Source organism: Bacillus sp. EU63 (assembly GCF_038592915.1).
GTDB classification, from domain to species: domain Bacteria; phylum Bacillota; class Bacilli; order Bacillales; family Bacillaceae; genus Bacillus; species Bacillus velezensis.
In genome coordinates this window covers 3,884,265-3,910,638 of sequence record NZ_CP151944.1, presented here as the reverse complement: position 1 = coordinate 3,910,638, position 26,374 = coordinate 3,884,265, and the positions used below count along the sequence as shown (strand labels likewise).

Genomic DNA, 26,374 nt, shown 5'->3' with positions numbered 1-26,374 from the left:
GCCCGGACTTGAGGTCATTATTTATAGACAACACGGGTGCTGCACATGATGTCGTGCAGCGTTTTTTTCTCTCCGAAGGCGCCCATGATGAATCCGATATAAAGAATGAGCTTAGATATGATATATGCGAAAGCGCGTCCGAAGGCCTGGCCGATGGAAATGCGTCCGCCATCTTCATTGACGACCTTAAGGCCTAGCAATGCTTTTCCCAGTGTCCCCTGCATCTTTGAGGCCGTGAGCAGGCTGAAATATAAGATACTGATCACAAAAGAGCTCGCAAGAATCGGGATGACGCCGAACACCAGAAAAGAGATGTTAAACTGATTTTCGGTCATGAAGGGGTCAGCCGCCGCAACGCCTGCCGCAAATAAAAAAGAGACCATAAATTGAATGATAAAAATCGGAATTCCTATGATGATTTGATCAATGACGTAAGCCAGAAACCGAATCCAAAATCCTGCCGGTCTTTCCATGTATCATTTTCTCTCCCTTGCTTTAATCTGGAATATTATACGTAATCATTCCGGATTTTGCAACGGAGCTTAAGCTTCTGCGAGCAGCCTCTTTCCCCATGCCAAGCGTCCCATGATCAGCCCGAAAGCCAGAAGGGCAAACATGATGCCGCAACACATCAGCTGATGGATTCCCAAATGGGAAATAAACCAGCCGCCCGCCGCCGTTCCGATGGTGATGCCGAGGTTGGAAAAAGAGACAAACAGGCTGTTGCCGAATTCGGGGGCCTCCTTTGCTTCCGCAGTAAGCCATGTCTGGCTGACAATGAGCCCGCCGGAATGAACGGCGCCCCATACGAAGACGAGGACGGCCATCGGCGCGAAAGACGTCCCAAACCCGTATATGAGCAAGTAGGCGGCTGTATAAAGAAGCGGAAACAGGATGACGGTCTTTTTCATATTTTTATATAACAAAGCGCCGAAGACGAAATTCCCGGCTATCATAATCACTCCGAAGCTCATCAGCATGAAGCTGACCCATGTGCCGTTCATATGGGACACCCGTCCGAGGTACTCCGCAAAATAGCTGTAGACAGAAAACATGGCCGCAAAGAGACAGGTGACGGCAGCGATATTAAGCCACAAGACCGGCTTGCGAAGGATGCCGAGCTGGCTTCTGAAAGACATGTTTTCTGTGACCGGCATGGATGGCAAAAAGAGAAGAATACCTGTGAATGCGATGAGACTGATGATAGCGCCGAATAGGAATGCTGATTCAAGGGAGAGACGATCCGCCAGATAAGACGTGAAAGGCACGCCGAACGCAAAGCCGGCGGTGATGCCTGAAAAGACTTTCGTTACGGCTTTTCCGGATTGGCCGGCGGGGACAAGCCGGGCCGCGGCCGCAAGCGCTACAGAAAAGAACACCGGGTGGCATAAAGCCGGAATGATCCGAAACGCCAGCATGACACTGAAATGCGCCGTATACGCGTAGACCGCATTTGAAACGGCAAACATCAGCACCGCCAAAAGCAGAATGTATTTCCGGTTTATACCTGAAGCAAGCAAGGTTAAAAACGGTCCCGACACAGCGACGATGAACGCGAAAATACTGACAAGCCACCCCGCTTTTGAAGCAGAAATATGAAATCTGTCCGCCACTTGCGGAAGAACGCCGATAATGCCCATTTCAGTCGTGATAATTCCGAAAACCCCTAATGCCAAAAACAGAATGAAGATGGAGCTGCTTTTTTTCATTGTTATGTATGCCTCCTTTTATAACTACATATACAGAAAAATAGATATGTTAGAACAAAAAAAACCTCCTTTCATGGTTATAGCTGGTGCTGAACATAGTCAGCAAAGGCTTTAATTTGTTTTTCATTCCTTCTGTAATAGGTCCATTTTCCGATTCGTTCGGATTCCAGCAGGCCGGCTTTTTGCATGGTCAGCAGGTAGCTGGAGATGACGGACTGCGCAAGCCCCGACTTTGCCTGAATATCACCGACGCAAATTCCGGTGCGGAAGCTGAGTCCCTGATCAAGGTAAGGTTTTTCATCAAAATGGTCCTCCGGGTGTTTAAGCCACGTCATAATATCACTTCGTGTTTTGTTAGATAGCGCTTTATGAATCAATATCGGTTCCATAACATTTATTATATCTATTTTTCTGGATTTGTAAATTCGTTTTTGACAAAACATTCTCAAATTAAGTAAAAATCGTGCTAAAATATAACATATTATCAGATTACCGGTAAAAAAGCCGGGTTATTGTCAGGAGGATATTCACATGAATCAAAAGAAAAAAGGTACGGTTGCGGTGACCTTGCTTTCCGCTCTGCTGTTTTGTTTATTGCCGGTCCTCGTCTCGCTTTCTCCGCTTGCGGAAACGGGGCCGAACGCGAATCGTTTTAATTCCGCGGGCATGTGGGCCGCCGTCGGCCAGATCCTTGTTATATATGCGGTCCCGCTCATTATGTATATTCTCGGTATTCGTGTCATGAAAATCATCATGGCCGTTTTTTGCGGAATCGGGCTTATCATTTGCGCGGCTGTCTTGTTGGTGACGTTATTGACCGCAATTTCCTTAGGGCAGGAGCTGTCTCTTTATTACGGCCTTTTCGTTTGGTCAGGCGCGGCTTTCATCGTCAATGTGGTGTGGTATATTGCTGCGTTTCGATCATCCCCGAAGCATCAGCAGGCTATGTGACATTTGTTCTATAAATCTACCGAAAATACAAATATTTCATAGGATGATTATGGTATGATGAAAGCGGTATAGCAGTTTTTAATAGAAACGGGAGGAACTGACATTGAAAAAAAAGACAGCTTCATTGCGAATGAAAACATTGGCGGCCGGCGCTGCGGTTGCTGCGGCTTTATCTGTGGGGGCGGTTTCTGATCTGCCGGGGGCAAAATGGCTGCATCCGGCGGCTGCTCAAGCTGCGGAAACGGTATTTAAACAAAATCATGCGGCATCCGGTTTCTTGGCGGGACGGTATGACGCGCAGGCGATGTCTCCGACGATGTTCAACTGGTCAAGAGAAAGCCGGTTTACAAGCACTGCCGATGGCGCGTTAAAATGGGAAAAGAATGTTCCGGCCAATCCTCAAAACGGCGCGGGAGCCGCGGTTGACGGGGACGGCACCGTATTTATTCAATCAAAAGACGGGAAGCTGACGGCGTATCATCCGGACGTACTGTGAAATGGGTGACGGAAAACCTCGGGACGACCTATACGCTGACTCCGGTGCTCGGAACAAACGGTGTTATTTATCTTCCTTCTCACGATAAAAAACTGTATTTCATCGACAAAGAAACCGGAAACATTTTAACATCGGTTCCGCTGAGCGGAGCGCCTAGTTCAGATGCGGCTATCGGCTCTGACGGCACGCTGTATGTGTCGACGCTGGATAACTATATCTATGCGATTAAACCGACGTCGCCTTCGACATGGACGCAAAAGTGGAAGTTTAAAACAAACGGCGTGGTCGGTTCCGCTCCCGTGTTAGCGTCAAACGGCACGCTGTATACGGCAACGTACAATAATATCTTTTACGCGATCAATTCCGGAACGGGCCAAGTGAAATGGTCAAAAACGACGTCCAACGGGTTTAAAGGCTATCCGGTTATTGATAGAGACGGCACCGTTTACGCCGGAAACCAGGACGGCAACTTATACGCCTATACATCAACGGGTGCTGTAAAGTGGACGTTCCCGTTAAACGGTTTCTCCAGCTCTTCATTAGCGATCGATCATAACGGCAATGTGTATGTCGGTTCCGGAAGCGGCGAGCTGTTTTCCATCAGCAAAACCGGCAATATGAACTGGTCTTTCTATACGGACGGGCCTGTAAGAACGGCGCCGCTGATTGATGCGGACGGCAATGTGTACTTCGGCTCTGACGATAAAAACGTCTATGCGGTTGACGCTGACGGTAATGAAAAGTGGCGCTATCAAACAGACAGCAATGTCATTTCCTCCCCGGTTCTGGCTGAAGACGGCACGCTCTATGTCGGCACTTATACGAAACTGCTCGCATTCGGAGCAAAAAAATAATAAAAAAGAATCCGCGTCGTCTGCGCGGATTCTTTTTTTATTTAGAGGCTTGAATAAATACGCCTTTTTCATGAGAGAATTCTTTAAAGCCGTACACACCGTGATATGAACCGATCCCGCTCGTATTGACACCGCCGAACGGAAGGTTGACGTCAGTGAAATGAACGACGACATCATTGACAGAAGCATTGCCGGACGTCGTATGCTGCAGAACATAATCGATCAGCTCCTGATTATGGCTGAATACATACAAGGCAAGCGGCTTGTCCCGTTCAGTGATGTAATCAACGGCTTCACTGATATCTTCGTAATTCATAATCGGCAGAATCGGTGCGAAGATTTCTTCTTGCATGATCTTCATATCAGGCGTGACGTTTGTCAGCACGGTCGGAGAAATCGTGCGGTCATGCGCATCGAATACGCCGCCGAACGCCGTTTTCGCCCCTTTTTCAATGGCATCATCATACAGGGCTTTGACACGGTTAAAGTTGCGGTCGTTGACAATTTGCGTGAATTTGTTGCGGTCAACCGTATGATCATCCTCCATAAAACCTGCATTGACAATGGTTTGCAGGAGATCTGTAAAGGTGCTCTGCACTTCTTTCTTCATAAGGAGATAGTCAGGAGCGATACATGTTTGCCCCGCATTGACAAATTTGCCGACGGCGATTTTTTTCGCCGCGTCCATCAAATCATAGCCGCTGTCGATGATCGTCGGGCTTTTTCCGCCAAGCTCAAGCGTGACGGACGACAAGTGCTTCGCCGCTGCCGTCATGACGATTTTACCGACATTCGTGCTTCCGGTGAAGAAAATGTGGTCAAACGGCTGGTCGAGCAGTTCTGTGGCGACATCGACCTCACCTTCAAAAATGGCGACTTCTTCTTCGTGAAATGCCTCGCGAATAACTGTCGCGGCGATATGGCTCGTCTCCATCGTAAAATCGGACAGCTTCACAATCGCGCTGTTGCCGGCCGCAATGGCAGCCGCAAGCGGAGCCATCGTCAGCATAAACGGATAATTCCATGGGCCGAGAATTAAGGTGACGCCTTTTGGCTCGTACATTAATACGCCGTCAGCGTCGGGGCTGACGGATGAGCCGACGCGTTTCGGCGCCATCCAGGTGTCGAGATTGTTCATATTATCTTTAATCGCCTTGATCGTTCCCTGCGTTTCCGCTCTTTTCACCTCATGATAAGGCTTGCGGACGTCCCGTCTGATCGCCTCGATGATTTCTTCTTCATGTGCGGTGACGGCATCTAAAAAGCGCTGAAGCTTTTCTCTGCGCTGCCCGGCTGTTGAAGCACGCAGTGTTTTTTGCTTTTTTTTCTGAAGCTCAAAGACGCGTTTGATGTCTGCTTTTATATGCTGATCCATCGGTCTTCCTCCTCTGGTTGCTTTTTTGTTTCTTCAGGGCCTATTATAGTGTGATGTGATTTTGCGGCAAAGACAGCGTAAACGCATCTATACGTTACCGTACAAATTGCGGTGATTTGTCTAATGAAAGGAGTGTCTCTTATGCCGGATTCTGTGACAACTGACATCAAACAAGCGCTCTTGGTTATGCTTGGGGAGCGGGATATCCGCCGTGTGACCATGAAGGATATCGCCGAACGGGCGCACGTGAGCCGGGGGACACTGTACCTTTATTACGAGGATAAATATGCAATTTTAGAAGATATAGCAGAAGAAATGAAGGACGGGCTGAGTGAAGCGCTGTATGATTCGCTGAAGCATAAAGATGTGCTTCATTTAAATGGCGGCTGGCAAAAAGTGCATCCGACCCTGTCTTTTGTTGACCGGCATCGGGCGTTTTTCAAAACGATGATGGATCGTCAAAAAATGCCGTATTTTCACTTTCATGCTTTTTTTAAAGATGTATTCCGGCATGATGTGCTTTTGTCACCGGTGAATGCAAATTTCTCACCGACCGAACAGGATATGTACATTCATTACCGCTCTTTATACACGTATGCCATTGTGTTGTACTGGCTGAATGAGGAGCCCGGGGCATCACCGGAAGCGATCAGCGGGCAGGTGTGGGATTTGATTTCTCAAAAACGGTTTTACTGGCTGTTCGGCCGCCGGGTGCCGGAACAAGAAGAAAAAAAGCCCGCCGACCGGCGGGTGGCACGGACGAGGCAGGCCTTACAAGAGGCTATGATCGGCTTAGCAGCGGAAAAAAAGGATTATGCGGCGATTACGATTTCCGATATTGCCCGTGAAAGCAACCTGCGCCGTGCCACTTTTTATGACCATTATGCCAACAAAGAAGCGTTGCTGAAAACGATCATTCATCAATCATGCCGGGAGCTGATCGGATTATTGACGGTAAAGGGAGATCCTGCTGACTGCTCCATGGAAGAAGCGGAAGCTGCGCTCGTCCGGCTCTTTTCCGCACTGTCGGAAGGCATGCCGCTCGTCCATTTTTTGAGAGAGGGTTCCGGAGTGCCTGACGTCATCCCGGAAATGTTCAGAGCGCTACAATCGTTTTATCTTCATCAGCCTCTGCACATTCAGGCGGGCAAAAAGCTCTATGCATACTATGTCGCATCCATGCTCGTCGGTCTGATTCAATATCGCCTTCATGAAGGAAAAGACCACGCGCCGGACAAGCTGGCCCGGGAGTTTCTGCAGTTTTTGGATGTGAAGAAGTATCGGGTGATTTTGCTGTGAGGATGATGAAAAAGAACTCAGCCGAAAACAGGCCGGGTTCTTTTTTGCTGTTTTCTTTGAGAAGTGCCGCTATGAAGTGTCCGGCGTTATCCCTTATAAAAAAGAAACCTTCATATGACGCCTGATCAGCATTTTGCCGCCAAACATGACAAATGTCATATTCGGGGCATGATGGCTGCTACTACAAAAGCGTCTGGCGCCCCGTTATACTTGGGATCATAATGAAAAAGAAGGGACATGACATTCATGATCAATCACGCCGCAACTCAAAAACAAGCGTCTTTAAAAAAGCAGGTTGCCGCATTTTCCGGCGCCGATACAAAGCATAGTGTCATTCAGCTTTTCAACACGTTTGTGCCGTTTTTTGCCCTTTGGTTTCTTGCTTACTTCAGCCTCGATGTCTCCTATCTTCTGACCCTCGCCTTTACTGTTATAGCAGCGGGATTTTTGACAAGAATCTTTATTATTTTCCACGACTGCTGCCATCAATCCTTTTTCAAACAAAAGAAGCTGAACCGGCTGTTCGGGTTTATTTCAGGTGTGCTGACACTGTTTCCGTTCCTTCAATGGCAGCGCAGCCACTCCATTCATCATGCGACGAGCAGCAACTTAGATAAACGGGGCACCGGCGATATTTGGATGATGACCGTCAAGGAATACAACGAAGCGTCAGCTTGGACAAAAATACGCTACAGACTTTATCGCAATCCGTTTATTATGTTTATTCTCGGCCCGATTTACGTATTTCTGATTAAAAACCGTTTCAATGTAAAAGGCGCCCGCCGCAAGGAACGCTGGAACACCTATTTCACGAACGCGGCGATTGTTTTATTGGCTGCTGCGACGTGCCTGCTTGTCGGCTGGGAAAACTTTTTGCTTGTTCAGGGTCCGATTTTCCTTATTTCGGGGTCAATCGGCGTCTGGCTCTTTTATGTTCAGCACACGTTTGAGGATTCTTATTTTGAAGCCGATGAGCATTGGGATTATGTGCAGGCCGCGGTAGAAGGAAGCTCCTTTTACAAGCTTCCGAAGCTTTTGCAATGGCTGACGGGCAATATCGGCTACCATCATGTCCACCACTTAAGCCCGAAAGTGCCGAACTACAAGCTGGAAGCCGCTCATGAGGGGCACGAGCCTTTAAAAAACGTACCGACCATTACGCTTAAAACAAGTCTTGAATCCATGAAATTCCGTCTGTGGGATGAGGACGAAAAGCAATTTGTCACCTTTCGGGAGGCGCGGAAAACACCGCTGCCCCAACCGGTACCGAAAGAACCTTTAAAGAAAAATGCCTGATATGGCGCGCGGCTCTTTCTCTTATCAGAAAGGGCCTTCTCTTCATACGTGAGGATGCAATGAAGGCGGTGTTTTGATAAAGTGATGGTAGACACAAGCAGCAGAAGGTGGAACAAAGATGAAGAAGTATTTTAAATTTCAAAAACTGAATGGGATTTCTCCTTATATATGGACGATTTTTTTCATCTTGCCTTTTTATTTTATTTTTAAAAGCTCTTCTACCTTTGTCATCGTGGCCGGCATCATTTTCACACTTGTTTTCTTTGGCGCATACCGCTTTGCATTTGTTGCAAAAGGCTGGCCGCTTTACTTATGGGCACTTCTTCTGATCGGCATTTCGACCGGCTCAGTTATGCTGTTCAGCTATATTTATTTCGCCTTCTTTATCGCCTACTTCATCGGCCATATCCGAGACAAAGTTCCTTTTTACATCTTATATTACATTCATATCATCAGTGCGGCGGTTGCCGTCAACTTCAGCCTTGTTCTGAAAAAAGGGTGGTTTTTGACACAAATTCCGTTTATCGTCATTACACTGATCAGTGCCATCCTGCTCCCGCTCACCATTCGAAGCAGAAAGGCAAGAGAGCGCCTTGAGGAGAAATTAGAATATGCAAATGAGCGAATCGCCGATCTTGTGAAGCTGGAAGAAAGGCAGCGCATCGCCCGGGACCTTCACGATACACTTGGACAAAAGCTCTCCTTAATCGGACTGAAAAGCGACCTCGCCCGAAAGCTGATTTACAAGGACCCTGAACAGGCCCGCACTGAGCTGAAAAGCGTGCAGCAGACGGCCCGCACCTCCTTAAATGAGGTCAGACAAATTGTCTCGTCGATGAAAGGCATCCGATTGAAGGATGAGCTCGGCAATGTTCGGCAAATTCTTGAAGCGGCAGGAATTGAATTTGTGTATGAAGAAAAAGAAGCGCCCAAACATATCTCTTTGCTGAACGAAAACATCGTCAGCATGTGCATTAAAGAAGCCGTCACCAATGTCGTGAAACACAGCGGCGCCAAAGTATGCCGCATCACCATTCAGCAGCTTTGGAAAGAGGTTGTCATTACGGTGGAAGATGACGGCAGCTTTCAATGCAAAGAAGACCGCTTTTTTTCAAAGGGGCACGGCCTGCTTGGAATGAGGGAACGTCTTGAATTCGCAAACGGCTGTTTAGCCATCGATACAGCCGCCGGAACAAAGCTGACCATGAGAATCCCGAATGATTCAAAATCAAAAGAAAAGGATGGTAGCAGATGATCAACATCTTCATTGCCGAGGATCAGCAAATGCTGCTCGGTGCACTCGGTTCGCTGTTGAATTTAGAAGAGGATATGACGGTTGTCGGCAAAGGCACAAGCGGCCAGGATGCCATCGATTTCGTGGAAAAACATGCGCCCGACATCTGTCTGATGGATATCGAAATGCCCGGGAAATCAGGTCTTGAAGCGGCAGAAGAACTCAAGGACAGCGGTGTGAAAATCATCATTTTGACGACCTTTGCCCGCTCCGGCTATTTTCAGCGGGCGCTAAAAGCAGGCGTCAGCGGGTACATGCTCAAGGACAGCCCGAGCGATGAGCTCGTCAGCGCCATCCGCAGCGTCATGACAGGAAGACGCGTCTACGCACCTGAATTAATGGAGGACATCTATAGTGAAGAAAACCCGCTGACCGAACGGGAAAAAGAGGTGCTCGAGCTTGTCGCAGACGGAAAAAACACGAAAGAAATCGCAAGCGCCCTCAGCATTAAAAGCGGCACAGTCCGCAATTACGTTTCGATGATCCTTGATAAATTAGAAGTGAAAAATCGAATTGAAGCCATTACCCGATCAAAGGAAAAGGGCTGGTTTAAGTAACCCGCCCTCAGCTTGTTCAGCCAGTGTTTTTGCACTGGCTTGTTTCTTTTTCACCGTCACTCCGTCTCTTCCTTCCACTTCTTATCAATCAGCATTTTTCCCGGCCAAGTGTATGCCATGATGCCGCCGTCTGCGGTGATGTCTTCTCCCGTTACGTAAGAGCTGTCGTCTGAAGCGAGGAAGAGCGCGACGGCTGCCATTTCTTCCGGTTTTCCGAGCCGGCCGAGCGGCGTGATCCATTTGTTGGGTTCACGGAACGCTTCGCCCATTTCGTCTTCTGTCGTGCCTGCCAATTTATCAATGAGCGGCGTTTCAATCGTCCCCGGCGATAAGGAATTGACGCGGATTCCGCTTCTGGCGTAATCAATGGCCATCGCTCTCGTCAGGTTCGTGATTCCGCCTTTTGCGGCGTTATAGCCTGAGCGGTCAAGGTCTGCGGCCCGGCCGGACATGGAGGAGGTGTTGATGATGGAGCCTCCTTTTTCGAGCATGAGCGGAATCAGGTATTTGCTGCACAGAAATGTGCCGCGCAGATCGACGGCGATGATCCGGTCAAACAGGTCGACCGGGTATTCATGGACTTTTCCGCCCTCTTGGTCAACACCGGCATTGTTAAACAGAATATCAATTGTTCCGTACTTTCGTTGAATGCCGTCTGCAAAAGACTTTACGTTTTCTTCGTCTGATACATCAAGGTGAAAGGCTTCTGCTTCTCCGCCGTTTTTTCTGATGGCGCTGACGGTTTCATTCAGTTCGCTTTCATTGATGTCACCGCAGATCACGCGGGCGCCTTCATCGGCGAAAACCCGTGCCGTCGCTTGTCCGATGCCTGTCGCGGCCCCTGTGATGATTGCGGTTTTGTCTGTTAATCTTCCCATATTGCGATTCCTCCTTTTTTATATCTGTTCCCGCTGAATAGGGGGATAAACATACGGCGGTCTGTTTCTAAATACCTATTAAATATGTTAATATTATGTATATACATCATTGGAGGTTTGCATATTTTGAAGATACAGCATAAGAAGGAGATAGCGTTTTATTGTTATGCCATTGTTCCTATGGGATTTGTGATTTACACCGTTATCTCTATTCTATTTCAGGACATCACATTTCCTCTCACTGTAAGAAATGTTCTGCATGAGTCTTTGCGAAACTTGGGATCCCTTATCTTATTTAGTTTGTTTTTCTACCCGTCATACATATGGATGAAGAAGGAATTCAGCCGCCGGAAAGAAGCAGAGAGGAGAGGATGATCAACATTCTCTCTTTTTTATTGATAAAATGGGTGAAATGAATCCATTAACATGTTAAATTTACAATATATGCATCTGCTAATGCTAGTTGACAATTGTCACTGTATATGATAAATAGATGCTGAAAAGATTTTACATAACATCAAAGCATAATTAAAGGAGAGATCTGAAGTGCGGAAAAAAAAGTTTAAAGCAGAATCCAAGCGATTGCTGGACATGATGATTAACTCCATTTACACGCAGAAGGAAATTTTTCTCCGCGAGTTAATTTCCAACGCGAGCGATGCGATTGACAAAATCTATTACAAGGCGTTAACCGATGATTCATTAACGTTTGATCAAGACAATTACTACATAAAAGTGACGGCGGACAAAGAAGCGAGAACGCTCACCGTCACAGACACCGGTATCGGGATGACAAAAGACGAGCTTGAACAGCATCTCGGCACGATTGCGAAAAGCGGTTCACTCGCTTTCAAGCAAGAAAATGACTCGAAAGACGGCCATGACATTATCGGCCAGTTCGGCGTCGGATTTTATGCGGCGTTTATGGTGGCTGATAAAGTCACGGTGAAAAGTAAGGCGCTCGGCAGTGACGAGGCATATGTATGGGAGTCGGAAGGGGCTGCCGGCTACACGATCGCGCCGTGTGACAAGGAAACCGTCGGTACGGAAATCACCTTGAAAATAAAAGAAAACACAGAAGATGAAAGCTATGATGAGTTTTTAGAAAACTACCGCATCAAAGCGATCGTGAAAAAGTACTCTGATTTTATCCGCTACCCGATCAAAATGGAAGAGACGGTCAACAAGCCGAAAGAGGGCAGCGAGAACGAATTTGAAGAAGTTCAGGAAGAACAGACGGTCAACAGCATGGTGCCGATCTGGAGAAAAAACAAAAGCGAGCTGACGGATGAGGACTACGAGGCTTTTTACGCCGAGAAGCATTACGGTTTTGATAAACCGCTGACCCATGTGCATATCAGCGTCGATGGAGCGGTGCGTTACAATTCGATTTTGTTTATTCCGGAAAACATGCCGTTTGACTATTATACGAAGGAATTCGAAAAAGGATTGGAGCTGTACTCCAACGGCGTGCTGATCATGAACAAATGCGCCGACCTGCTTCTGGATCATTTCAGCTTTGTAAAAGGCATGGTGGATTCTGAGGATCTGTCGCTGAACATTTCCAGAGAGATGCTGCAGCACGACCGCCAGCTGAAGCTGATTGCGAAAAACATCAATAAAAAAATCAAAGCCGAGCTGAAGAGCCTGCTGAAGAACAAAAGGGAAAAATACGAATCTTTCTATGAATCTTTCGGCAGACAGCTGAAATTCGGCGTCTATAATGATTTCGGCGCGAATAAAGACGTATTAAAAGATCTGCTTCTCTTCTATTCATCTAAGGAGAAAAAGCTCGTCACTCTGGACGAATATGTGTCCAGAATGCCTGAGGATCAAAAATATATCTATTACGCGTCCGGTGATTCATATGAGCGGATTGAAAAGCTGCCGCAAACTGAAATGGTGGCGGACAAAGGCTACGAGATTTTATATTTCACGGAGGATATTGATGAATTCGCGATCAAAATGCTGACAAGCTACGAGGAAAAAGAGTTCAAATCCGTATCCAGCGCCGATTTAGGCATCGACAGTGACGAAGATGAAAAGCAGACTGAAGCCGAAGAGAACGAATATAAAGACCTGTTCGAAAGCATGAAAGAGATTCTTGCGGATAAAGTAAAGAACGTCAGAGCATCGAAACGTTTAAAATCTCATCCGGTCTGCTTTGCGACAGACGGCGAAGTGACGATCGAAATGGAAAAAGTGTTAAACGCCATGCCTGACAGCCAGCAGGTCAAAGCGGAAAAAGTGCTGGAAATCAACCCGAACCACGAAGTGTTTGAGACGTTAAAGAACGCGCACGGACAAGATCGGGAAAAGCTGGCATTATACACAAACCTGCTGTACAATCAGGCGCTTCTGATTGAAGGGCTGCCGATCCATGATCCGGTCGAGTTTACGAATGACATCTGCAAAGTTATGGTATGACGCCAAAAAGGAATCGCCCGGCGGGGGCGATTCCTTTTTTTATTACAGTGTGCGCTGTTTAAGAATTTGATTTTGTTTGCTGCGCTTCTTTAAGGAGAACCGTTTTTTCAAGTGCGTTTCGATTTCTTCTAAACTTCTGCCCTTCGTTTCGGGAACGATGTAAGCGGCGAAGAAGAAGGATGAGAGGCAAATGACTGAGAATATTCCGAATACCCAGCCGATGCCCATGGCGCTCAGCATAAGCGGGAATACCAGTGAAACGATCAGGTTGGTTGCCGACAGAATCAATGTCGTAAATCCGGTTGCGGCTCCGCGTGCGTTTGACGGGAACAGCTCCGGCATCAGAACCCATACGACGGGACCCCATGTCGCCTGGTAGAAAACGATATAGATGCCGAGAAACAGCACGGTCAGCCATGCCGTTGAAGCTGACAGGCCGGCCAGAAGGAGAATGGCTGATAGTGACGCCAGGCTCAAGGTAATGCCGACACTTCCCCACATCAGCAGTTTTTTCCGGCCGATCCGGTCAATTAAGATCATGGCGGTGATACACATGATGACGTTTAAGACACCGATGCCCATCGTGCCGAGAACGGACGCCGAAGTGCCGAGTCCTGCCTTTGTAAAGATGGTCGGCGCATAGTAAATCACCGTGTTGATACCGACCGCCTGCTGGAAGATGGCGAGGCCGATCCCGATCAGCAGCATAGGGCGGATCCATTTTGCTTTCAGCAAGCCGAGCGTAGATTCTTTTTTCTCAGCTTCTCCTTGTTTCATTTCCGCTAATTCAACAGCGATATCCTCTTTGTCGTGGGTCATTTCCATGACTTGTCTGGCTTCCTGCTCACGGCCGCGTTTGACGAGCCATCTCGGAGATTCCGGCATAAACGCGATTCCGATTAATAAAAGCGCCGCCGGTACTGCGGCGAGACCGACCATCCAGCGCCAAGCTTCAAACGGGGTGAATATGTAATTCACGATATATGCGAGTAAAATTCCGGTTACAATCATTAAGTTATTCAATGTGCCGATCGTTCCGCGTATTTTTGTCGGCGCCATCTCAGATAGATAAACGGGAACCAGCGCCGTTGAGCCTCCGACGGCTAACCCGAGAATGACACGGGAGATAATCAGCATAGTGACGGTTTGCGAAGCCGCACAGGCAAGCGCGCCGATAATAAAAATGAGTGAAAGGACGAAAACCACTTTTCTCCGGCCCCATCGGTCAGAGCATGTCCCGCTTAAGGCGGACCCGAAAATCGCACCGAGCAGCAGCATGCTGACGACCAATCCCTCGGTCAGCGTGTTTAAAGGAATATCATTGTTAATAAATAACAAAGCCCCTGAAATCACACCGGTGTCATAGCCGTAAAGCAGCCCGCCTAATGCTCCGAAAAAGTAAATCAGGTATTTTTTGGTGTTTTTCTTCACAGATGATCCTCCTCATCTTTTGGAACGCATAATAGTTTATTTAGATAACTATTTCATTCCCTGAAGAGAAAAATATAAACATAAAAAAACACGCCCTTTCAAAAAGGCGTGTTTTTTTTCTTAGGAAAACAGCTTGTCAATAAACGCGATTTCTTCAGCAGATAGCGTAATGGAGGCTGCTTTCACGTTGTCTTTTAATTGATCCGCGCGTTTGGCGCCCGGAATCAGGATATCGATTTCAGGTCTCGCCAAGTACCAGGCAAGCACGATATGCGCCGTATCGGCATTGTGCTTTTCGGCAATCGGTTTGAGCTGGTTGACTTTTTTGATGTTTTCTTTAAACTGCTCCCCTTGGAAATGCGCCTGATCATTGCGCAGGTCGCCTTCCGGGAAGGTTGTGTTCTCGTCGTATTTGCCGGCCAGCAGTCCGGATACGAGCGGGAAGTACGGAATGAATGAGATGCCGTGTTCTGTCGTATAAGGGAAGAAAGTCTTTTCCGCCTCACGGTTCAGCAGGTTGTATTCTCCTTGAACCACGTCGACTAAGCCGTCTTTATTGGCTTCTTTCAGCTGCTCCAAAGAGAAATTGGATACGCCGATGGAACGGATTTTTCCTTCTTTTTTCAGCTCATTCAATGCTTGAACGGCTTCGTCCTTCGGCGTGTGCTCATCCGGGAAATGGATGTAGAATAAATCGATGTAATCCGTCTGCAGGCGTTTCAAGCTGTCTTCGACCGATTGTTTCAAAAAGGCCGGTGAATTGTCGAAAACAAAGTCATCGCCTTCTTTTCTGTGAGCGGCTTTTGTGGCGATGAAGACATCCTCGCGGTTGCATTCTTTCAGCACCTCGCCGATTAATTCTTCAGAACGGCCCACACCGTAAATATAGGCGGTATCTAACATGGTAACGCCGCTTTTAATCGCTTCCCGGACCAATTCTTTTCCCGTTTCTTCATTCAGATTCGGATAGAGATTGTGTCCGCCGACCGCATTTGTTCCCAAACCGATCGGAAATACCTTTAGGTCAGTTTTGCCGATTGTTACTTTGCTCATGTTTTCGCCCCCTGAAAAAATTGGATATCATAGCGACTGCCGGAAAAATACGGCAGCGTTCTCTATTAACTATAACGCTATGCCAAGTGAATGTCGATTTGATGCTCTTGGCAATACTTCGTATATTCCTCATCGAGCTGCTGAGAAGTGACAATGCTGTGAAGCCGGTCGAAAGGCGCGTATGTCAAAAGCGTGGATTTGCCGAATTTGGAATGATCCGCGAGAAGATACACTTCGTTCGCCTTTTCGGAAATTCTCTTTTTCACCTCGTATTCCAGTAAGTCGGAATTCGTCAGGCCGTGGGTGATCGTTGTCCCGGTAGCGGACATGAATGCCTTGTTAATGTTGTATTTATTGAGTGTGCTCGGATCATCAATGCCGACAAACGACCTTGTCTTCCGTTTGTAGTTATTGCCGATGATGATCAGGTCGATATTTTTCATGGATGAAGCCGCGTTAATAATATCAAGGCTGTTCGTCAAAACCGTTACATTCTTATCGGGATCAAGCGTCTCCAGCATCGATTTGGTCGTCGTGCCGGAATCAATAAACACAAGATCGTGATCCTCGATAAACCGTGACGCATAGCGGGCGATTTTGATTTTTTCATCCTGATGTTGAATGGTGCGGTTCTCAAAAGGGACGAGCACAGATTTTTCGGCTGATGTCACGCCGCCGTATACCTTTTTGATAACCCCTTTTTCCGCAAGCTTATTAATATCGCGTCTGACCGTGTTTTTAGAGACATTGAATACCTCGCACAGCTCATCCAGCGAAGTGGCTCCGTGTTTGAGAATGTATTCTTCCATCTCCTGAATCCGCATCAGTTTCATAAAAAAACTCCTTCTAGAATTCTTAAAGTAATTAAAATATATAATAAACACCAGAAGTTAATCAATAGTTACTTAACAAATGATAAAAAAGAGGGTTCACACCGTACGATTCGACACGGTTCTCCAAGTTCCTGTTTTCCCGATCAAAAAAAGTATGATAAAAATAATGAAAAAATTTTGATTTTTTAGATTGACTTGAAGATGTGTTGGGCTTACAATGTAACCAAGAAATGACCAAAATATAACCTGTAAAATCAAAAGCGAAAGATGTAACCGTTTGCTTTTTCCGGTACATGACCAACTTTTACATGGGAAGATTGGGAGTCACCATCATTTTAGCATTTGTAAGCGTTTAATTCATGTCTTTTATATGTAAAAGATGAATATATTCATCCGTTATTATCCAGCTGAACAGGATGTTTACTATTTAAGGAGGCAATGAGAATGGCAGAGATCAGAAAACTGAAAAACTACATCAATGGTGAATGGGTTGAAAGTAAGACAGATCAATATGAAGACGTTGTCAATCCGGCTACAAAAGAAGTGATGTGCCAGGTTCCGATTTCTACGCGGGAGGATGTGGAATACGCCGTCCGCTCAGCGTCAGAGGCGTTTCAAACATGGTCAAAGACGGCAGTGCCGCGCCGTGCGAGAATTCTATTTAACTATCAGCAGCTTCTCCAGCAGAACAAAGAAGAGCTTGCCCGTCTGATCACTTTGGAAAACGGTAAAAACACGACAGAAGCACTCGGTGAAGTGGGACGCGGAATTGAAAACGTCGAATTCGCAGCGGGCGCGCCGTCACTCATGATGGGCGATTCACTTGCCTCTATTGCGACGGATGTAGAGGCGGCGAATTACCGCTATCCGATCGGGGTGGTCGGCGGTATCGCACCGTTCAACTTCCCGATGATGGTTCCGTGCTGGATGTTCCCGATGGCGATTTCATTAGGAAACACGTTCATTCTGAAGCCGTCTGAGCGCACGCCGCTGTTAACGGAAAAACTGGCAGAGCTGTTTGAACAGGCCGGTCTGCCGAAGGGCGTCTTCAATGTCGTGCACGGCGCGCATGACGTCGTAAACGGCGTTCTTGAACATCCGGATATTAAAGCCATCTCATTCGTCGGTTCAAAACCTGTCGGCGAGTATGTTTTCAAAAAAGGCAGCGAACATTTGAAACGCGTGCAGGCGTTAACGGGCGCGAAAAACCATACGATCGTGTTAAATGACGCCCACCTTGAAGATACGGTGACAAACATTATCGGCGCGGCATTCGGTTCGGCAGGAGAGCGGTGCATGGCATGCGCGGTTGTGACGGTTGAAGAGGGAATCGCTGATGAGTTTATGGCGAAACTACAGGAAAAAGCAGAGGACATCAAGATCGGAAACGGACTGGATGACGGCGTATTCTTGGGCCCGGTCATCCGCGAGGACAACAAAAAACGCACGCACAGCTATATTGAAAAAGGCATCGAAGAAGGAGCGAGACTTCTTTGTGACGGGCGTGAAAACGCAACGGAAGACGGCTATTTCGTCGGACCGACGATTTTTGACAACGTGACGACGGATATGACGATTTGGAAAGATGAAATCTTTGCGCCCGTTCTGTCGGTCATCCGCGTGAAAAACTTAAAAGAAGCGGTGGACATCGCCAACCAGTCTGAATTTGCGAACGGCGCGTGTCTGTTCACTTCAAATGCGCACGCGATCCGCTACTTCCGTGAGAATATTGACGCGGGGATGCTCGGCATCAACCTTGGCGTGCCGGCGCCGATGGCATTCTTCCCGTTCTCTGGCTGGAAGTCTTCTTTCTTCGGCACATTGCACGCAAACGGAAAAGACAGCGTCGACTTCTATACACGTAAAAAAGTCGTGACGGCACGATACCCGTCTCCTGACTTCAATTGATCTGACAGCCGGCCCGGACGGCTTTGTGATTCCGTCCGGGTTTTCTTTTACCATCAATTAAGGAGGAATAAACATGAGTCATTTGCTGCGCAAACCGCAGGCCGATGAGATTTCTCAAGGTGTGAACATCATACATGACGTCACTTCAGCCAATTCAGATCTCAAATACGTCGGATTTAAAGTCGTTGACCTCACTCCCGGTTCCGCATATACAGAAGATTTGAAAAAGACGGAGTGCTGCATCGTTGCGGTAACGGGAAAAATCACCGTCACTGATTATGATCAGACATTTGAAAGCATCGGCACCCGTGAAAGCGTATTTGAAAGAAAACCGACGGACAGCGTTTATGTGTCCAATGACCGCTCTTTTGGAATCACAGCCGTCAGCGGGGCGAGGGTCGCGCTGTGCTATTCTCCGTCCGAACACCAGCTTCCGACAAAGCTGATTAAAGCGGAAGACAACGGTGTGGAACATCGCGGCAAGCTGGCAAACAAACGAACCGTTCATAATATTCTCCCCGATTCAGATCCATCGGCAAACAGCCTTCTCGTTGTTGAAGTTTACACGGACAGCGGCAACTGGTCGAGCTACCCGCCTCATAAACATGACCAAGACAATCTGCCGGCTGAATCCTTTTTAGAAGAAACCTATTACCATGAAACGGACCCGCCGCAGGGGTTTGTCTTCCAGCGTGTGTACACGGACGACCGCTCGATTGACGAGACGATGACCGCAGAAAATGAAAACGTTGTCATCGTGCCGGCGGGCTATCACCCGGTTGGTGTTCCGGACGGGTATACCTCTTACTACCTGAATGTAATGGCGGGACCGACACGAAAATGGAAGTTTCATAATGATCCGGCCCATGAATGGATCCTGGAACGCTAACAAGTGAGGAGTGGCAGATAACGATGAAATATACATTTAATGAAGAAAAAGAGTTTGATATTGTCGCGATCGGGCGCGCGTGTATTGATTTGAACGCGGCGGAATACAACCGGCCGATGGAAGAAACGATGACGTTTTCTAAATATGTCGGCGGCTCCCCGGCAAATATTGCGATCGGCAGCGCCAAGCTCGGATTAAAAGCCGGTTTTATCGGCAAAATCCCGGATGATCAGCACGGCAGATTCATCGTTTCTTATATGCAGGGAAAGGGCGTTGATACGTCACAAATGACCGTTGACAGAGAAGGGCGCAAAGCCGGGCTCGCTTTTACGGAAATTCTCAGTCCCGAAGAGTGCAGCATTCTGATGTACCGGGATGACGTGGCGGATTTGTATCTTGAGCCGTCCGAAGTCAATGAAGGTTACATCGCAAACGCGAAAATGCTGCTCGTGTCAGGCACGGCGCTTGCGAAAAGCCCGTCGCGCGAAGCCGTCTTAAAAGCGGTGCATATCGCAAAAAAACATGACGTAAAAGTCGTGTTTGAGCTCGACTACCGTCCGTATACATGGCAATCGGCAGAAGAAACAGCCGTGTACTACACGCTGGTGGCGGAACAATCCGATATCGTCATCGGTACGCGTGATGAATTTGACGTAATGGAAAACCGCAGCTGCGGAGATAACGATGAAACCGTCCGCCATTTGTTTGCGCACTCTGCTGACCTTGTCGTCATTAAGCACGGCGTTGACGGATCATACGCATACAGCAGATCGGGAGAAGTTTTCCGGGCGCACGCCTATAAAACAAAGGTGCTGAAGACCTTCGGTGCAGGTGATTCCTATGCGTCAGCCTTCATCTACGGACTTGTCAGCGGCCGGGATATTGAAACGGCTTTAAAATACGGGAGCGCTTCCGCTTCCATCGTCGTCAGCAAACACAGCTCCTCAGAAGCAATGCCGGCTGCCGGTGAAATCATCGAACTGATTGAAGCGCAGCACAGTCTTAACGGTAAATAGAACGTATAAAAGGTGGGATCGTTTGTGGGTAAGACAATTCGCTTAACGACAGCACAAGCGCTGATTAAATTCTTGAACCGGCAGTACATTCATGTTGACGGAAAAGAAGAGCCGTTCGTTGAGGGCATCTTCACGATTTTCGGCCACGGAAATGTGTTGGGGATCGGGCAGGCGCTTGAGCAGGACGCCGGGCACCTGAAAGTCTATCAAGGCAAAAACGAACAAGGCATGGCGCATGCCGCGATGGCATACAGCAAGCAGATGCTGAGAAGAAAAATTTACGCGGTATCGACATCTGTCGGTCCGGGTGCCGCTAACTTGACGGCTGCCGCGGGTACGGCGCTGGCCAATAATATCCCGGTGCTGCTGCTTCCGGCCGATACCTTTGCGACGAGGCAGCCTGACCCGGTGCTTCAGCAGGTGGAGCAGGAATACAGTGCCGCCGTCACGACAAACGATGCGTTAAAGCCCGTGTCCCGCTATTGGGACCGCATTACCCGCCCCGAGCAGCTGATGAGCAGCTTAATCCGGGCGTTTGAAGTGATGACAGATCCGGCAAAAGCGGGTCCGGCGACAATCTGCATATCTCAGGATGTAGAGGGAGAAGCATTTGATTTTGATGAAAGCTTCTTTGAAAAACGCGTTCATTACATTGACCGGATGCAGCCAAGCGAGCGTGAGCTGAAAGGCGCCGCGGAGAGAATTAAGGAGAGCAGCCGTCCCGTCATTTTAGTGGGCGGCGGCGCGAAGTACTCCGGCGCGCGTGAGGAATTAATCGCGCTTTCTGAAACATACGGCATTCCGCTTGTCGAAACGCAGGCCGGCAAGTCAACGGTTGAAGCCGATTTCGCCAACAATCTGGGCGGCATGGGCATCACGGGCACACTCGCCGCAAACAAAGCCGCCCGCCAGGCTGATCTGATCATCGGTGTCGGCACACGTTACACGGACTTTGCGACATCCTCGAAAACGGCGTTTGATTTTGACAAAGCAAAATTTTTGAATATCAACGTCAGCCGCATGCAGGCTTACAAGCTTGACGCGTTTCAGGTCGTAGCCGATGCGAAAGTGACGCTCGGCAGGCTGCACGGCTTATTAGACGGATATAAAAGTGCATTCGGCACGGCGATTAAAGATTGGAAAGATGAATGGCTGGCTGAACGGGACCGGCTCGGCAAGGTCACTTTTACACGTGACGCGTTCGAACCGGAAATTAAGAACCATTTCTCACAGGATGTGTTAAACGAGTATGCCGACGCGCTCGAGACTGAGCTGCCGCAAACAACGGCGCTGTTGACCATCAATGACACGATTCCTGAAGACAGCGTCGTCATCAGTTCGGCGGGATCTCTTCCGGGAGATTTGCAGCGGCTGTGGCATTCCAACGTCCCGAATACGTACCACCTCGAGTACGGCTATTCCTGCATGGGGTATGAGGTATCGGGCACGCTCGGCCTCAAGCTGGCCCATCCCGACAAAGAAGTCTATTCACTCGTCGGCGACGGAAGCTTTCTGATGCTGCACTCAGAGCTGATTACCGCGCTTCAATATAACAAAAAAATCAATGTCCTGCTTTTTGACAACTCGGGATTCGGCTGTATCAACAACCTGCAGATGGATCACGGGAGCGGCAGTTATTTCTGCGAGTTCCGCACAGAGGACAATCAGATTTTAAACGTTGATTACGCGAAGGTGGCAGAGGGCTACGGCGCTAAAACATACAGAGCCAATACGGTTGAAGAACTGAAAGCGGCGCTTGAAGATGCGAAAACGCAAGACGTATCCACTTTAATTGAAATGAAGGTTCTGCCGAAAACGATGACGGACGGCTATGACAGCTGGTGGCATGTCGGCGTGGCGGAAGTGTCGGAGCAGGAAAGTGTTCAGCGGGCATACGAAGCGAAAGAGATGAAGCTGAAGTCTGCGAAGCAGTACTAGAGGGGAGGCATCACGATGGGCAAACAAGATATTCTGTGGGGCATCGCTCCCATTGGGTGGCGCAATGACGATATGCCGGAAATCGGAGCCGGGAATACGCTGCAGCATTTGTTAAGCGATATTGTTGTCGCCGGCTTTCAAGGTACGGAAGTGGGAGGGTTTTTCCCTGAACCCTCCGTCCTCAATAAGGAGCTGGCTCTCCGGAACTTGCGGATTGCGGGGAAATGGTTCAGCAGCTTTATCATTCAAGACGGTATTGAAAAAACGGCTGAACAATTTACAGAACACTGTGATTATTTGCAGAAAGTCGGAGCGGATGTCGCCACCGTTTCTGAACAGACGTACAGTGTTCAAGGCTTGGACATTGATGTATTTAAGAAAAAACCGCACTTCACAGATGAAGAATGGGATACGCTGTGCCAGGGCTTGAACCGTCTCGGGAAAATCGCTGACGAATACGGGCTGGACATGGTTTTTCATCATCATCTCGGCACAGGCGTCCAGACGGCGGAAGAAGTTGACCGGCTGATGGATGGAACGGACCCGCGGTATGTCCATTTACTTTATGATACCGGGCATGCCTATATCTCGGACGGAGACTATATGACAATTCTCAACAAGCATATGGATCGGATCAGACACGTTCATTTCAAGGACGCGCGGTTTGACATTATGGAGCGGTGCAGACAGGAAGGCAAGTCATTCAGGCAGTCGTTTTTACAGGGCATTTTTACGGTTCCCGGAGACGGATGCATCGATTTTACCGAAGTGTACCGATCGCTCGTCCGTCATGATTATTCAGGCTGGATCGTCATCGAAGCCGAACAAGACCCGGCAGTCGCCAATCCGCTTGAGTACGCGCTGATTGCGAGAAAGTACATCGACAGTGAACTGCTTGATCCTGCAAATTAGAGGGGGACTTATATGAATAGTGCCAAGGCGGAATCAGCTTTCAGCAAAAGGACCATCGCCGCAGCATTAGCCAATTACATTGATGCAGGTTCCATCGTGGCAGGATCAGCGGGTTTATCTATGTGGGTCAGCTATTTAAAGCTGTCCGACAGCCAGATCGGATTGCTCGGCGCCTTCAGTGCAAACGCGATATCAGCGGCCGTCGGAGCGCTGCTCGGCGGGTATTTGGCTGATAAAGTCGGCCGAAAAGCTGTATACACAAACAGTATGCTCGTCTACGCCTTAGGAATTTGTTTGGTTTTGTTTGGATTCAACTTTCCCATGCTGTTATGCGGATACATGATTATCGGGATTTCTGTAGGCGCGGATATTACGGCTTCATGGACCATTATCGCGGAAAACGCCCCCGAGAAAAACCGGGCGAGGCATTGCGGAGTGGCGCAGGTGGCGTGGGCCGCAGGGGCCGTTGTGGTTCTGCTGTTATCCGTTTTGGTCGGTGACCTCGGGCTTTTAGGAAATAAAATTGTCTTTGCGCATCTATTGGTGATCGCCCTGATCACATATGTGATAAGAAAGCGTTTACCTGAGTCGGATGCCTGGAAAAACAGTGAAGAGCGGCCTGCCGCCGTGAAAAAAACATCTTATTTTGACCTGCTTCAGCCGAAATTTTTCAAGAACATTTTGTTTTTAATGGGTGTGTTTCTCGTATGGAATCTCGCAGCGGGCGTCATGGGGTTCTTCATGCCGTACATCTACCAGCAGGTCGGCGGCGTATCCGCAAATACGGCCAACATTCTGCAGATGGCCCTGTTTATCTTTACCGGGCTCGGCGTCGCCTGTATCTTCATGCCTTTTGCAGATCAATATCGGAAAACGGTGTTCGGAATCTGCGCATTTATGGCCGTTGTCGGCTGGTCGCTGTTTTTACTGCCGTTTCAGGGGCTCCCGATGCTGCTTTTGTTTGTTTTAGCGATCGGCATCAATAACGGAGCCGGCCAGCAGGCGAACTACCAGCTGTGGGCAAGCGAGCTGTTCCCGACAGAATACAGAGCGTCAGCACAAGGGCTCATGTTCTTTCTCGTCCGTATTTCAATCGGCATTTGGAGTTTATTTGTGCCGGTCATCATGTCACAATTCGGCATCGGTTTTATGGCCGGTATTCTGCTCATATGTGTGACGGCCAGTATGATCATCGGGCTTGTTTTCGCACCGAATACGTCCGGCAAGTCGCTTGAACAGATACAGGAGGAACTGTACGGCGCTCCTCAGGACGGCAGCGGGAAAAGAAAGACGAGAACCATTATTTGATTATCAGAAGGAGTGGCGATCAATGAATTTACGTATAGGTGTTATCGGAACCGGTGCTATCGGAAAAGAGCACATCAACCGCATCACAAATAAGCTGTCCGGAGCGGAAATTACCGCTGTCACAGATGTGAATCAGGAGGCCGCGCAGCAGACCGTTCAGGATTTCAATTTGAACGCCTCCGTTTATCCTGATGACGACAGCCTCCTCGCTGCTGAAAATGTGGATGCCGTCTTAGTGACAAGCTGGGGCCCGGCTCACGAGTCCAGCGTTTTGAAAGCGATTCAGCACGGCAAGCACGTGTTTTGTGAAAAGCCGCTTGCGACAACGGCAGAAGGCTGTATGCGCATTGTCGAGGAAGAAATGAAGACGGGAAAACGATTGGTGCAGGTAGGTTTTATGCGCAGATATGACAGCGGTTACGTTCAGCTGAAAGAAGCGATCGATAACCGCGTGGTCGGCGAGCCGCTGATGATTCACTGTGCGCACCGCAACCCGACAGTCGCATCGAATTATTCAACGGACATGGCCGTCGTCGATACGCTCGTTCATGAAATTGATGTCCTCCACTGGCTCGTCAATGACGACTATGAATCCGTACAGGTCATCTATCCGAAGAAATCAAAAAATGCGCTGCCGCATCTGAAAGATCCGCAGATGGTCATCATCGAAACAAAAGGCGGCATCGTCGTCAATGCCGAAATCTACGTGAACTGTAAATACGGCTATGACATTCAATGTGAGATCGTCGGGGAAGACGGCGTCATCAAGCTTCCGGAACCGTCAAGCATCAGCTTGAGAAAAGAAGGGACATTCAGCACCGATATCCTGATGGATTGGCAGCGCCGATTTGTGGCTGCGTATGATGTGGAAATTCAAGACTTCATTGATTCGATCCGGAAAAAAGGTGAAGTCAGCGGTCCGACGGCATGGGACGGTTATATTGCCGCGGTGACAACAGACGCGTGCGTAAAAGCTCAGGAATCCGGGCAGAAAGAGCCTGTGGCGCTGCAAGAGAAACCGGCATTCTACCAATCATTTACGACTGTGAACAAATAATAGATCGGGAGTGAAAGAAATGAAACTGGCCTTAGATCCATCCATGTACCGCGATGATTTAACGTTAGAAGAAATGGTCTATAAAACGGCGGAACTCGGATACGAATATATCGAACTGTCCCCGCGCGAGGATTTTTGTCCTTTCTACAAATATCCGAAAGTCGATTCAGCAAAAATCAAACAATTGAAGCGCCTTTTAAAGGATACAGGTGTGAAGCTGTCCTCTCTTCTTCCGCTTTACCACTGGGCGGGTCCTGATGAAGACCGTCGTCAGGCCGCCGTGCGCAACTGGAAACGGGCGATCGAAATTGCGGTTGAACTTGAAGTGGATTTGATGAACAGTGAATTCAGCGGTTCAAAATATGATCCTTTGACAAGTGAAGAAAAATTTATCAAATCCATGGATGAACTGCTGCCCGTTTTTGAAAAAGAAGGCGTTAAACTCAATCTTCAGGCTCACCCATACGATTTTATCGAAACGCACAAAGGCGCGATGGATATGATCCGCGCGCTTGACAAGGATTGGATCAATCTTGTCTACTCGACTGCGCATACGTTCTTCTATGATGACGGAAAAGGCGATATTGCGACCATGTTTGATGAAGCCGGCGACCGCCTTACACATGTTTTATTTGCAGATACTTTTAATCATAAAGCGGCGCACGGCCTGCGTTACATCGTCAACCCGCCTGATGCGAAAGTAACGGTTCACCAGCATTTGGACATCGGGCAAGGCGAGGTTGATTTTGAGACGATTTTCAGAAAGATGAGAGAGATGAAATTCGACGGAATTGCGACGAACGCCGTTTTTGCTTGGGTCGGCGAAAGAGCGGATGAATCAAGCCGGACCACGCTTAAGAAATTAAAGGAAGAACTGGGTATGGCATAAGCTG

Annotated in this window: 23 protein-coding genes and 1 pseudogene; 16 read left to right on the top strand and 8 right to left on the bottom strand. The window is 48.3% G+C overall.

What is annotated here, in order from left to right:
- Positions 1 to 17: 17 nt before the first annotated feature.
- The 3 genes from NYE38_RS19610 to NYE38_RS19600 all read right to left on the bottom strand — a co-directional run bounded on the left by NYE38_RS19610 (position 18) and on the right by NYE38_RS19600 (position 2,098).
- Complete coding sequence (locus NYE38_RS19610; protein WP_014419310.1) at positions 18 to 473, bottom strand: RDD family protein; 456 nt, start codon at positions 471 to 473, stop codon at positions 18 to 20.
- Positions 474 to 542: 69 nt separating this feature from the next.
- The gene (locus NYE38_RS19605; protein WP_022554014.1) at positions 543 to 1,709 is read right to left on the bottom strand and encodes an MFS transporter; all 1,167 of its coding nucleotides are present in this window, start codon (positions 1,707 to 1,709) and stop codon (positions 543 to 545) included.
- A 77-nt stretch (positions 1,710 to 1,786) separates the two neighbouring features.
- On the bottom strand, positions 1,787 to 2,098 hold the full coding sequence (locus tag NYE38_RS19600; protein WP_014722059.1) for a helix-turn-helix transcriptional regulator: 312 nt from the start codon (positions 2,096 to 2,098) through the stop codon (positions 1,787 to 1,789).
- Positions 2,099 to 2,240: 142 nt separating this feature from the next.
- On the opposite strand from NYE38_RS19600, the gene NYE38_RS19595 reads away from it, so the two are divergent.
- The gene (locus tag NYE38_RS19595; protein WP_017418531.1) at positions 2,241 to 2,660 is read left to right on the top strand and encodes a DUF5391 family protein; all 420 of its coding nucleotides are present in this window, start codon (positions 2,241 to 2,243) and stop codon (positions 2,658 to 2,660) included.
- 130 nt (positions 2,661 to 2,790) lie between these two features.
- Positions 2,791 to 4,010, top strand: a pseudogene (locus NYE38_RS19590) (PQQ-binding-like beta-propeller repeat protein).
- A gap of 37 nt (positions 4,011 to 4,047) precedes the next feature.
- Here the strand turns inward: NYE38_RS19590 and NYE38_RS19585 are convergent.
- Positions 4,048 to 5,385: an aldehyde dehydrogenase family protein gene (locus tag NYE38_RS19585; protein WP_134986779.1), complete on the bottom strand. Its 1,338-nt coding sequence runs from the start codon at positions 5,383 to 5,385 to the stop codon at positions 4,048 to 4,050.
- A 141-nt stretch (positions 5,386 to 5,526) separates the two neighbouring features.
- Here NYE38_RS19585 and NYE38_RS19580 point away from each other — a divergent pair, with 141 nt between their 5' ends.
- The 4 genes from NYE38_RS19580 to NYE38_RS19565 all read left to right on the top strand — a co-directional run bounded on the left by NYE38_RS19580 (position 5,527) and on the right by NYE38_RS19565 (position 9,831).
- Positions 5,527 to 6,684, top strand: a complete 1,158-nt coding sequence (locus tag NYE38_RS19580; protein ID WP_134986776.1) for a TetR family transcriptional regulator — start codon at positions 5,527 to 5,529, stop codon at positions 6,682 to 6,684.
- A gap of 246 nt (positions 6,685 to 6,930) precedes the next feature.
- Positions 6,931 to 7,980: a fatty acid desaturase gene (locus NYE38_RS19575; RefSeq protein ID WP_061862603.1), complete on the top strand. Its 1,050-nt coding sequence runs from the start codon at positions 6,931 to 6,933 to the stop codon at positions 7,978 to 7,980.
- Between the two features lie 118 nt (positions 7,981 to 8,098).
- Positions 8,099 to 9,235, top strand: coding sequence for a sensor histidine kinase (locus NYE38_RS19570; RefSeq protein ID WP_025650010.1), 1,137 nt, complete (start codon positions 8,099 to 8,101; stop codon positions 9,233 to 9,235).
- A complete protein-coding gene (locus tag NYE38_RS19565; RefSeq protein WP_063636558.1) occupies positions 9,232 to 9,831 on the top strand; it encodes a response regulator transcription factor in 600 nt (199 codons plus the stop codon). Before NYE38_RS19570 ends, NYE38_RS19565 begins: the two co-directional genes overlap by 4 nt.
- A gap of 56 nt (positions 9,832 to 9,887) precedes the next feature.
- Here the strand turns inward: NYE38_RS19565 and NYE38_RS19560 are convergent, their stop codons facing one another.
- Positions 9,888 to 10,709, bottom strand: coding sequence for an SDR family oxidoreductase (locus tag NYE38_RS19560; protein ID WP_340801623.1), 822 nt, complete (start codon positions 10,707 to 10,709; stop codon positions 9,888 to 9,890).
- A gap of 126 nt (positions 10,710 to 10,835) precedes the next feature.
- Between NYE38_RS19560 and NYE38_RS19555 the strand changes: the two genes are divergently transcribed.
- Positions 10,836 to 11,084 carry a hypothetical protein gene (locus NYE38_RS19555; protein WP_252052979.1) on the top strand — a complete coding sequence of 83 codons (249 nt, stop codon included), beginning with the start codon at positions 10,836 to 10,838 and terminating at the stop codon, positions 11,082 to 11,084.
- Between the two features lie 171 nt (positions 11,085 to 11,255).
- Positions 11,256 to 13,136 carry a molecular chaperone HtpG gene (htpG, locus tag NYE38_RS19550; RefSeq protein ID WP_340801627.1) on the top strand — a complete coding sequence of 627 codons (1,881 nt, stop codon included), beginning with the start codon at positions 11,256 to 11,258 and terminating at the stop codon, positions 13,134 to 13,136.
- Positions 13,137 to 13,178: 42 nt separating this feature from the next.
- Here htpG and NYE38_RS19545 read toward each other — a convergent pair whose 3' ends face one another.
- From NYE38_RS19545 to NYE38_RS19535, 3 genes are all read right to left on the bottom strand, one after another.
- Entirely contained in the window at positions 13,179 to 14,567 is a 1,389-nt protein-coding gene (locus NYE38_RS19545) for a sugar porter family MFS transporter (protein WP_289414235.1), read from the bottom strand.
- Between the two features lie 120 nt (positions 14,568 to 14,687).
- Positions 14,688 to 15,620, bottom strand: a complete 933-nt coding sequence (locus tag NYE38_RS19540; protein ID WP_326116832.1) for an aldo/keto reductase — start codon at positions 15,618 to 15,620, stop codon at positions 14,688 to 14,690.
- A gap of 77 nt (positions 15,621 to 15,697) precedes the next feature.
- The gene (locus NYE38_RS19535) at positions 15,698 to 16,453 is read right to left on the bottom strand and encodes a DeoR/GlpR family DNA-binding transcription regulator (RefSeq protein ID WP_007614879.1); all 756 of its coding nucleotides are present in this window, start codon (positions 16,451 to 16,453) and stop codon (positions 15,698 to 15,700) included.
- Positions 16,454 to 16,897: 444 nt separating this feature from the next.
- Between NYE38_RS19535 and iolA the strand changes: the two genes are divergently transcribed.
- From iolA to NYE38_RS19495, 8 genes are all read left to right on the top strand, one after another.
- Positions 16,898 to 18,361 carry a methylmalonate-semialdehyde dehydrogenase gene (gene iolA, locus NYE38_RS19530; protein ID WP_017418538.1) on the top strand — a complete coding sequence of 488 codons (1,464 nt, stop codon included), beginning with the start codon at positions 16,898 to 16,900 and terminating at the stop codon, positions 18,359 to 18,361.
- A gap of 73 nt (positions 18,362 to 18,434) precedes the next feature.
- The gene (gene iolB / locus NYE38_RS19525; protein WP_014419294.1) at positions 18,435 to 19,250 is read left to right on the top strand and encodes a 5-deoxy-glucuronate isomerase; all 816 of its coding nucleotides are present in this window, start codon (positions 18,435 to 18,437) and stop codon (positions 19,248 to 19,250) included.
- Between the two features lie 23 nt (positions 19,251 to 19,273).
- Positions 19,274 to 20,266 carry a 5-dehydro-2-deoxygluconokinase gene (gene iolC, locus NYE38_RS19520; protein ID WP_224446769.1) on the top strand — a complete coding sequence of 331 codons (993 nt, stop codon included), beginning with the start codon at positions 19,274 to 19,276 and terminating at the stop codon, positions 20,264 to 20,266.
- Between the two features lie 24 nt (positions 20,267 to 20,290).
- A complete protein-coding gene (gene iolD / locus NYE38_RS19515; protein ID WP_014419292.1) occupies positions 20,291 to 22,204 on the top strand; it encodes a 3D-(3,5/4)-trihydroxycyclohexane-1,2-dione acylhydrolase (decyclizing) in 1,914 nt (637 codons plus the stop codon).
- Between the two features lie 15 nt (positions 22,205 to 22,219).
- Complete coding sequence (iolE, locus tag NYE38_RS19510) at positions 22,220 to 23,116, top strand: myo-inosose-2 dehydratase (RefSeq protein WP_021494670.1); 897 nt, start codon at positions 22,220 to 22,222, stop codon at positions 23,114 to 23,116.
- A gap of 12 nt (positions 23,117 to 23,128) precedes the next feature.
- The gene (locus NYE38_RS19505; protein ID WP_094296183.1) at positions 23,129 to 24,424 is read left to right on the top strand and encodes an MFS transporter; all 1,296 of its coding nucleotides are present in this window, start codon (positions 23,129 to 23,131) and stop codon (positions 24,422 to 24,424) included.
- A gap of 22 nt (positions 24,425 to 24,446) precedes the next feature.
- Positions 24,447 to 25,481, top strand: coding sequence for a Gfo/Idh/MocA family oxidoreductase (locus tag NYE38_RS19500; protein WP_063636555.1), 1,035 nt, complete (start codon positions 24,447 to 24,449; stop codon positions 25,479 to 25,481).
- 19 nt (positions 25,482 to 25,500) lie between these two features.
- Complete coding sequence (locus NYE38_RS19495; protein ID WP_007407833.1) at positions 25,501 to 26,370, top strand: sugar phosphate isomerase/epimerase; 870 nt, start codon at positions 25,501 to 25,503, stop codon at positions 26,368 to 26,370.
- The last annotated feature ends 4 nt before the right edge of the window (positions 26,371 to 26,374 follow it).

Coding starts and splice junctions, on each gene's coding strand:
- NYE38_RS19610 (WP_014419310.1), bottom strand. CDS start 473: ATGGAAAGACCGGCAGGATTTTGGATTCGGTTTCTGGCTTACGTCATT.
- NYE38_RS19605 (WP_022554014.1), bottom strand. CDS start 1,709: ATGAAAAAAAGCAGCTCCATCTTCATTCTGTTTTTGGCATTAGGGGTT.
- NYE38_RS19600 (WP_014722059.1), bottom strand. CDS start 2,098: ATGGAACCGATATTGATTCATAAAGCGCTATCTAACAAAACACGAAGT.
- NYE38_RS19595 (WP_017418531.1), top strand. CDS start 2,241: ATGAATCAAAAGAAAAAAGGTACGGTTGCGGTGACCTTGCTTTCCGCT.
- NYE38_RS19585 (WP_134986779.1), bottom strand. CDS start 5,385: ATGGATCAGCATATAAAAGCAGACATCAAACGCGTCTTTGAGCTTCAG.
- NYE38_RS19580 (WP_134986776.1), top strand. CDS start 5,527: ATGCCGGATTCTGTGACAACTGACATCAAACAAGCGCTCTTGGTTATG.
- NYE38_RS19575 (WP_061862603.1), top strand. CDS start 6,931: ATGATCAATCACGCCGCAACTCAAAAACAAGCGTCTTTAAAAAAGCAG.
- NYE38_RS19570 (WP_025650010.1), top strand. CDS start 8,099: ATGAAGAAGTATTTTAAATTTCAAAAACTGAATGGGATTTCTCCTTAT.
- NYE38_RS19565 (WP_063636558.1), top strand. CDS start 9,232: ATGATCAACATCTTCATTGCCGAGGATCAGCAAATGCTGCTCGGTGCA.
- NYE38_RS19560 (WP_340801623.1), bottom strand. CDS start 10,709: ATGGGAAGATTAACAGACAAAACCGCAATCATCACAGGGGCCGCGACA.
- NYE38_RS19540 (WP_326116832.1), bottom strand. CDS start 15,620: ATGAGCAAAGTAACAATCGGCAAAACTGACCTAAAGGTATTTCCGATC.
- NYE38_RS19535 (WP_007614879.1), bottom strand. CDS start 16,453: ATGAAACTGATGCGGATTCAGGAGATGGAAGAATACATTCTCAAACAC.
- iolA (WP_017418538.1), top strand. CDS start 16,898: ATGGCAGAGATCAGAAAACTGAAAAACTACATCAATGGTGAATGGGTT.
- iolB (WP_014419294.1), top strand. CDS start 18,435: ATGAGTCATTTGCTGCGCAAACCGCAGGCCGATGAGATTTCTCAAGGT.
- iolC (WP_224446769.1), top strand. CDS start 19,274: ATGAAATATACATTTAATGAAGAAAAAGAGTTTGATATTGTCGCGATC.
- iolE (WP_021494670.1), top strand. CDS start 22,220: ATGGGCAAACAAGATATTCTGTGGGGCATCGCTCCCATTGGGTGGCGC.
- NYE38_RS19505 (WP_094296183.1), top strand. CDS start 23,129: ATGAATAGTGCCAAGGCGGAATCAGCTTTCAGCAAAAGGACCATCGCC.
- NYE38_RS19500 (WP_063636555.1), top strand. CDS start 24,447: ATGAATTTACGTATAGGTGTTATCGGAACCGGTGCTATCGGAAAAGAG.
- NYE38_RS19495 (WP_007407833.1), top strand. CDS start 25,501: ATGAAACTGGCCTTAGATCCATCCATGTACCGCGATGATTTAACGTTA.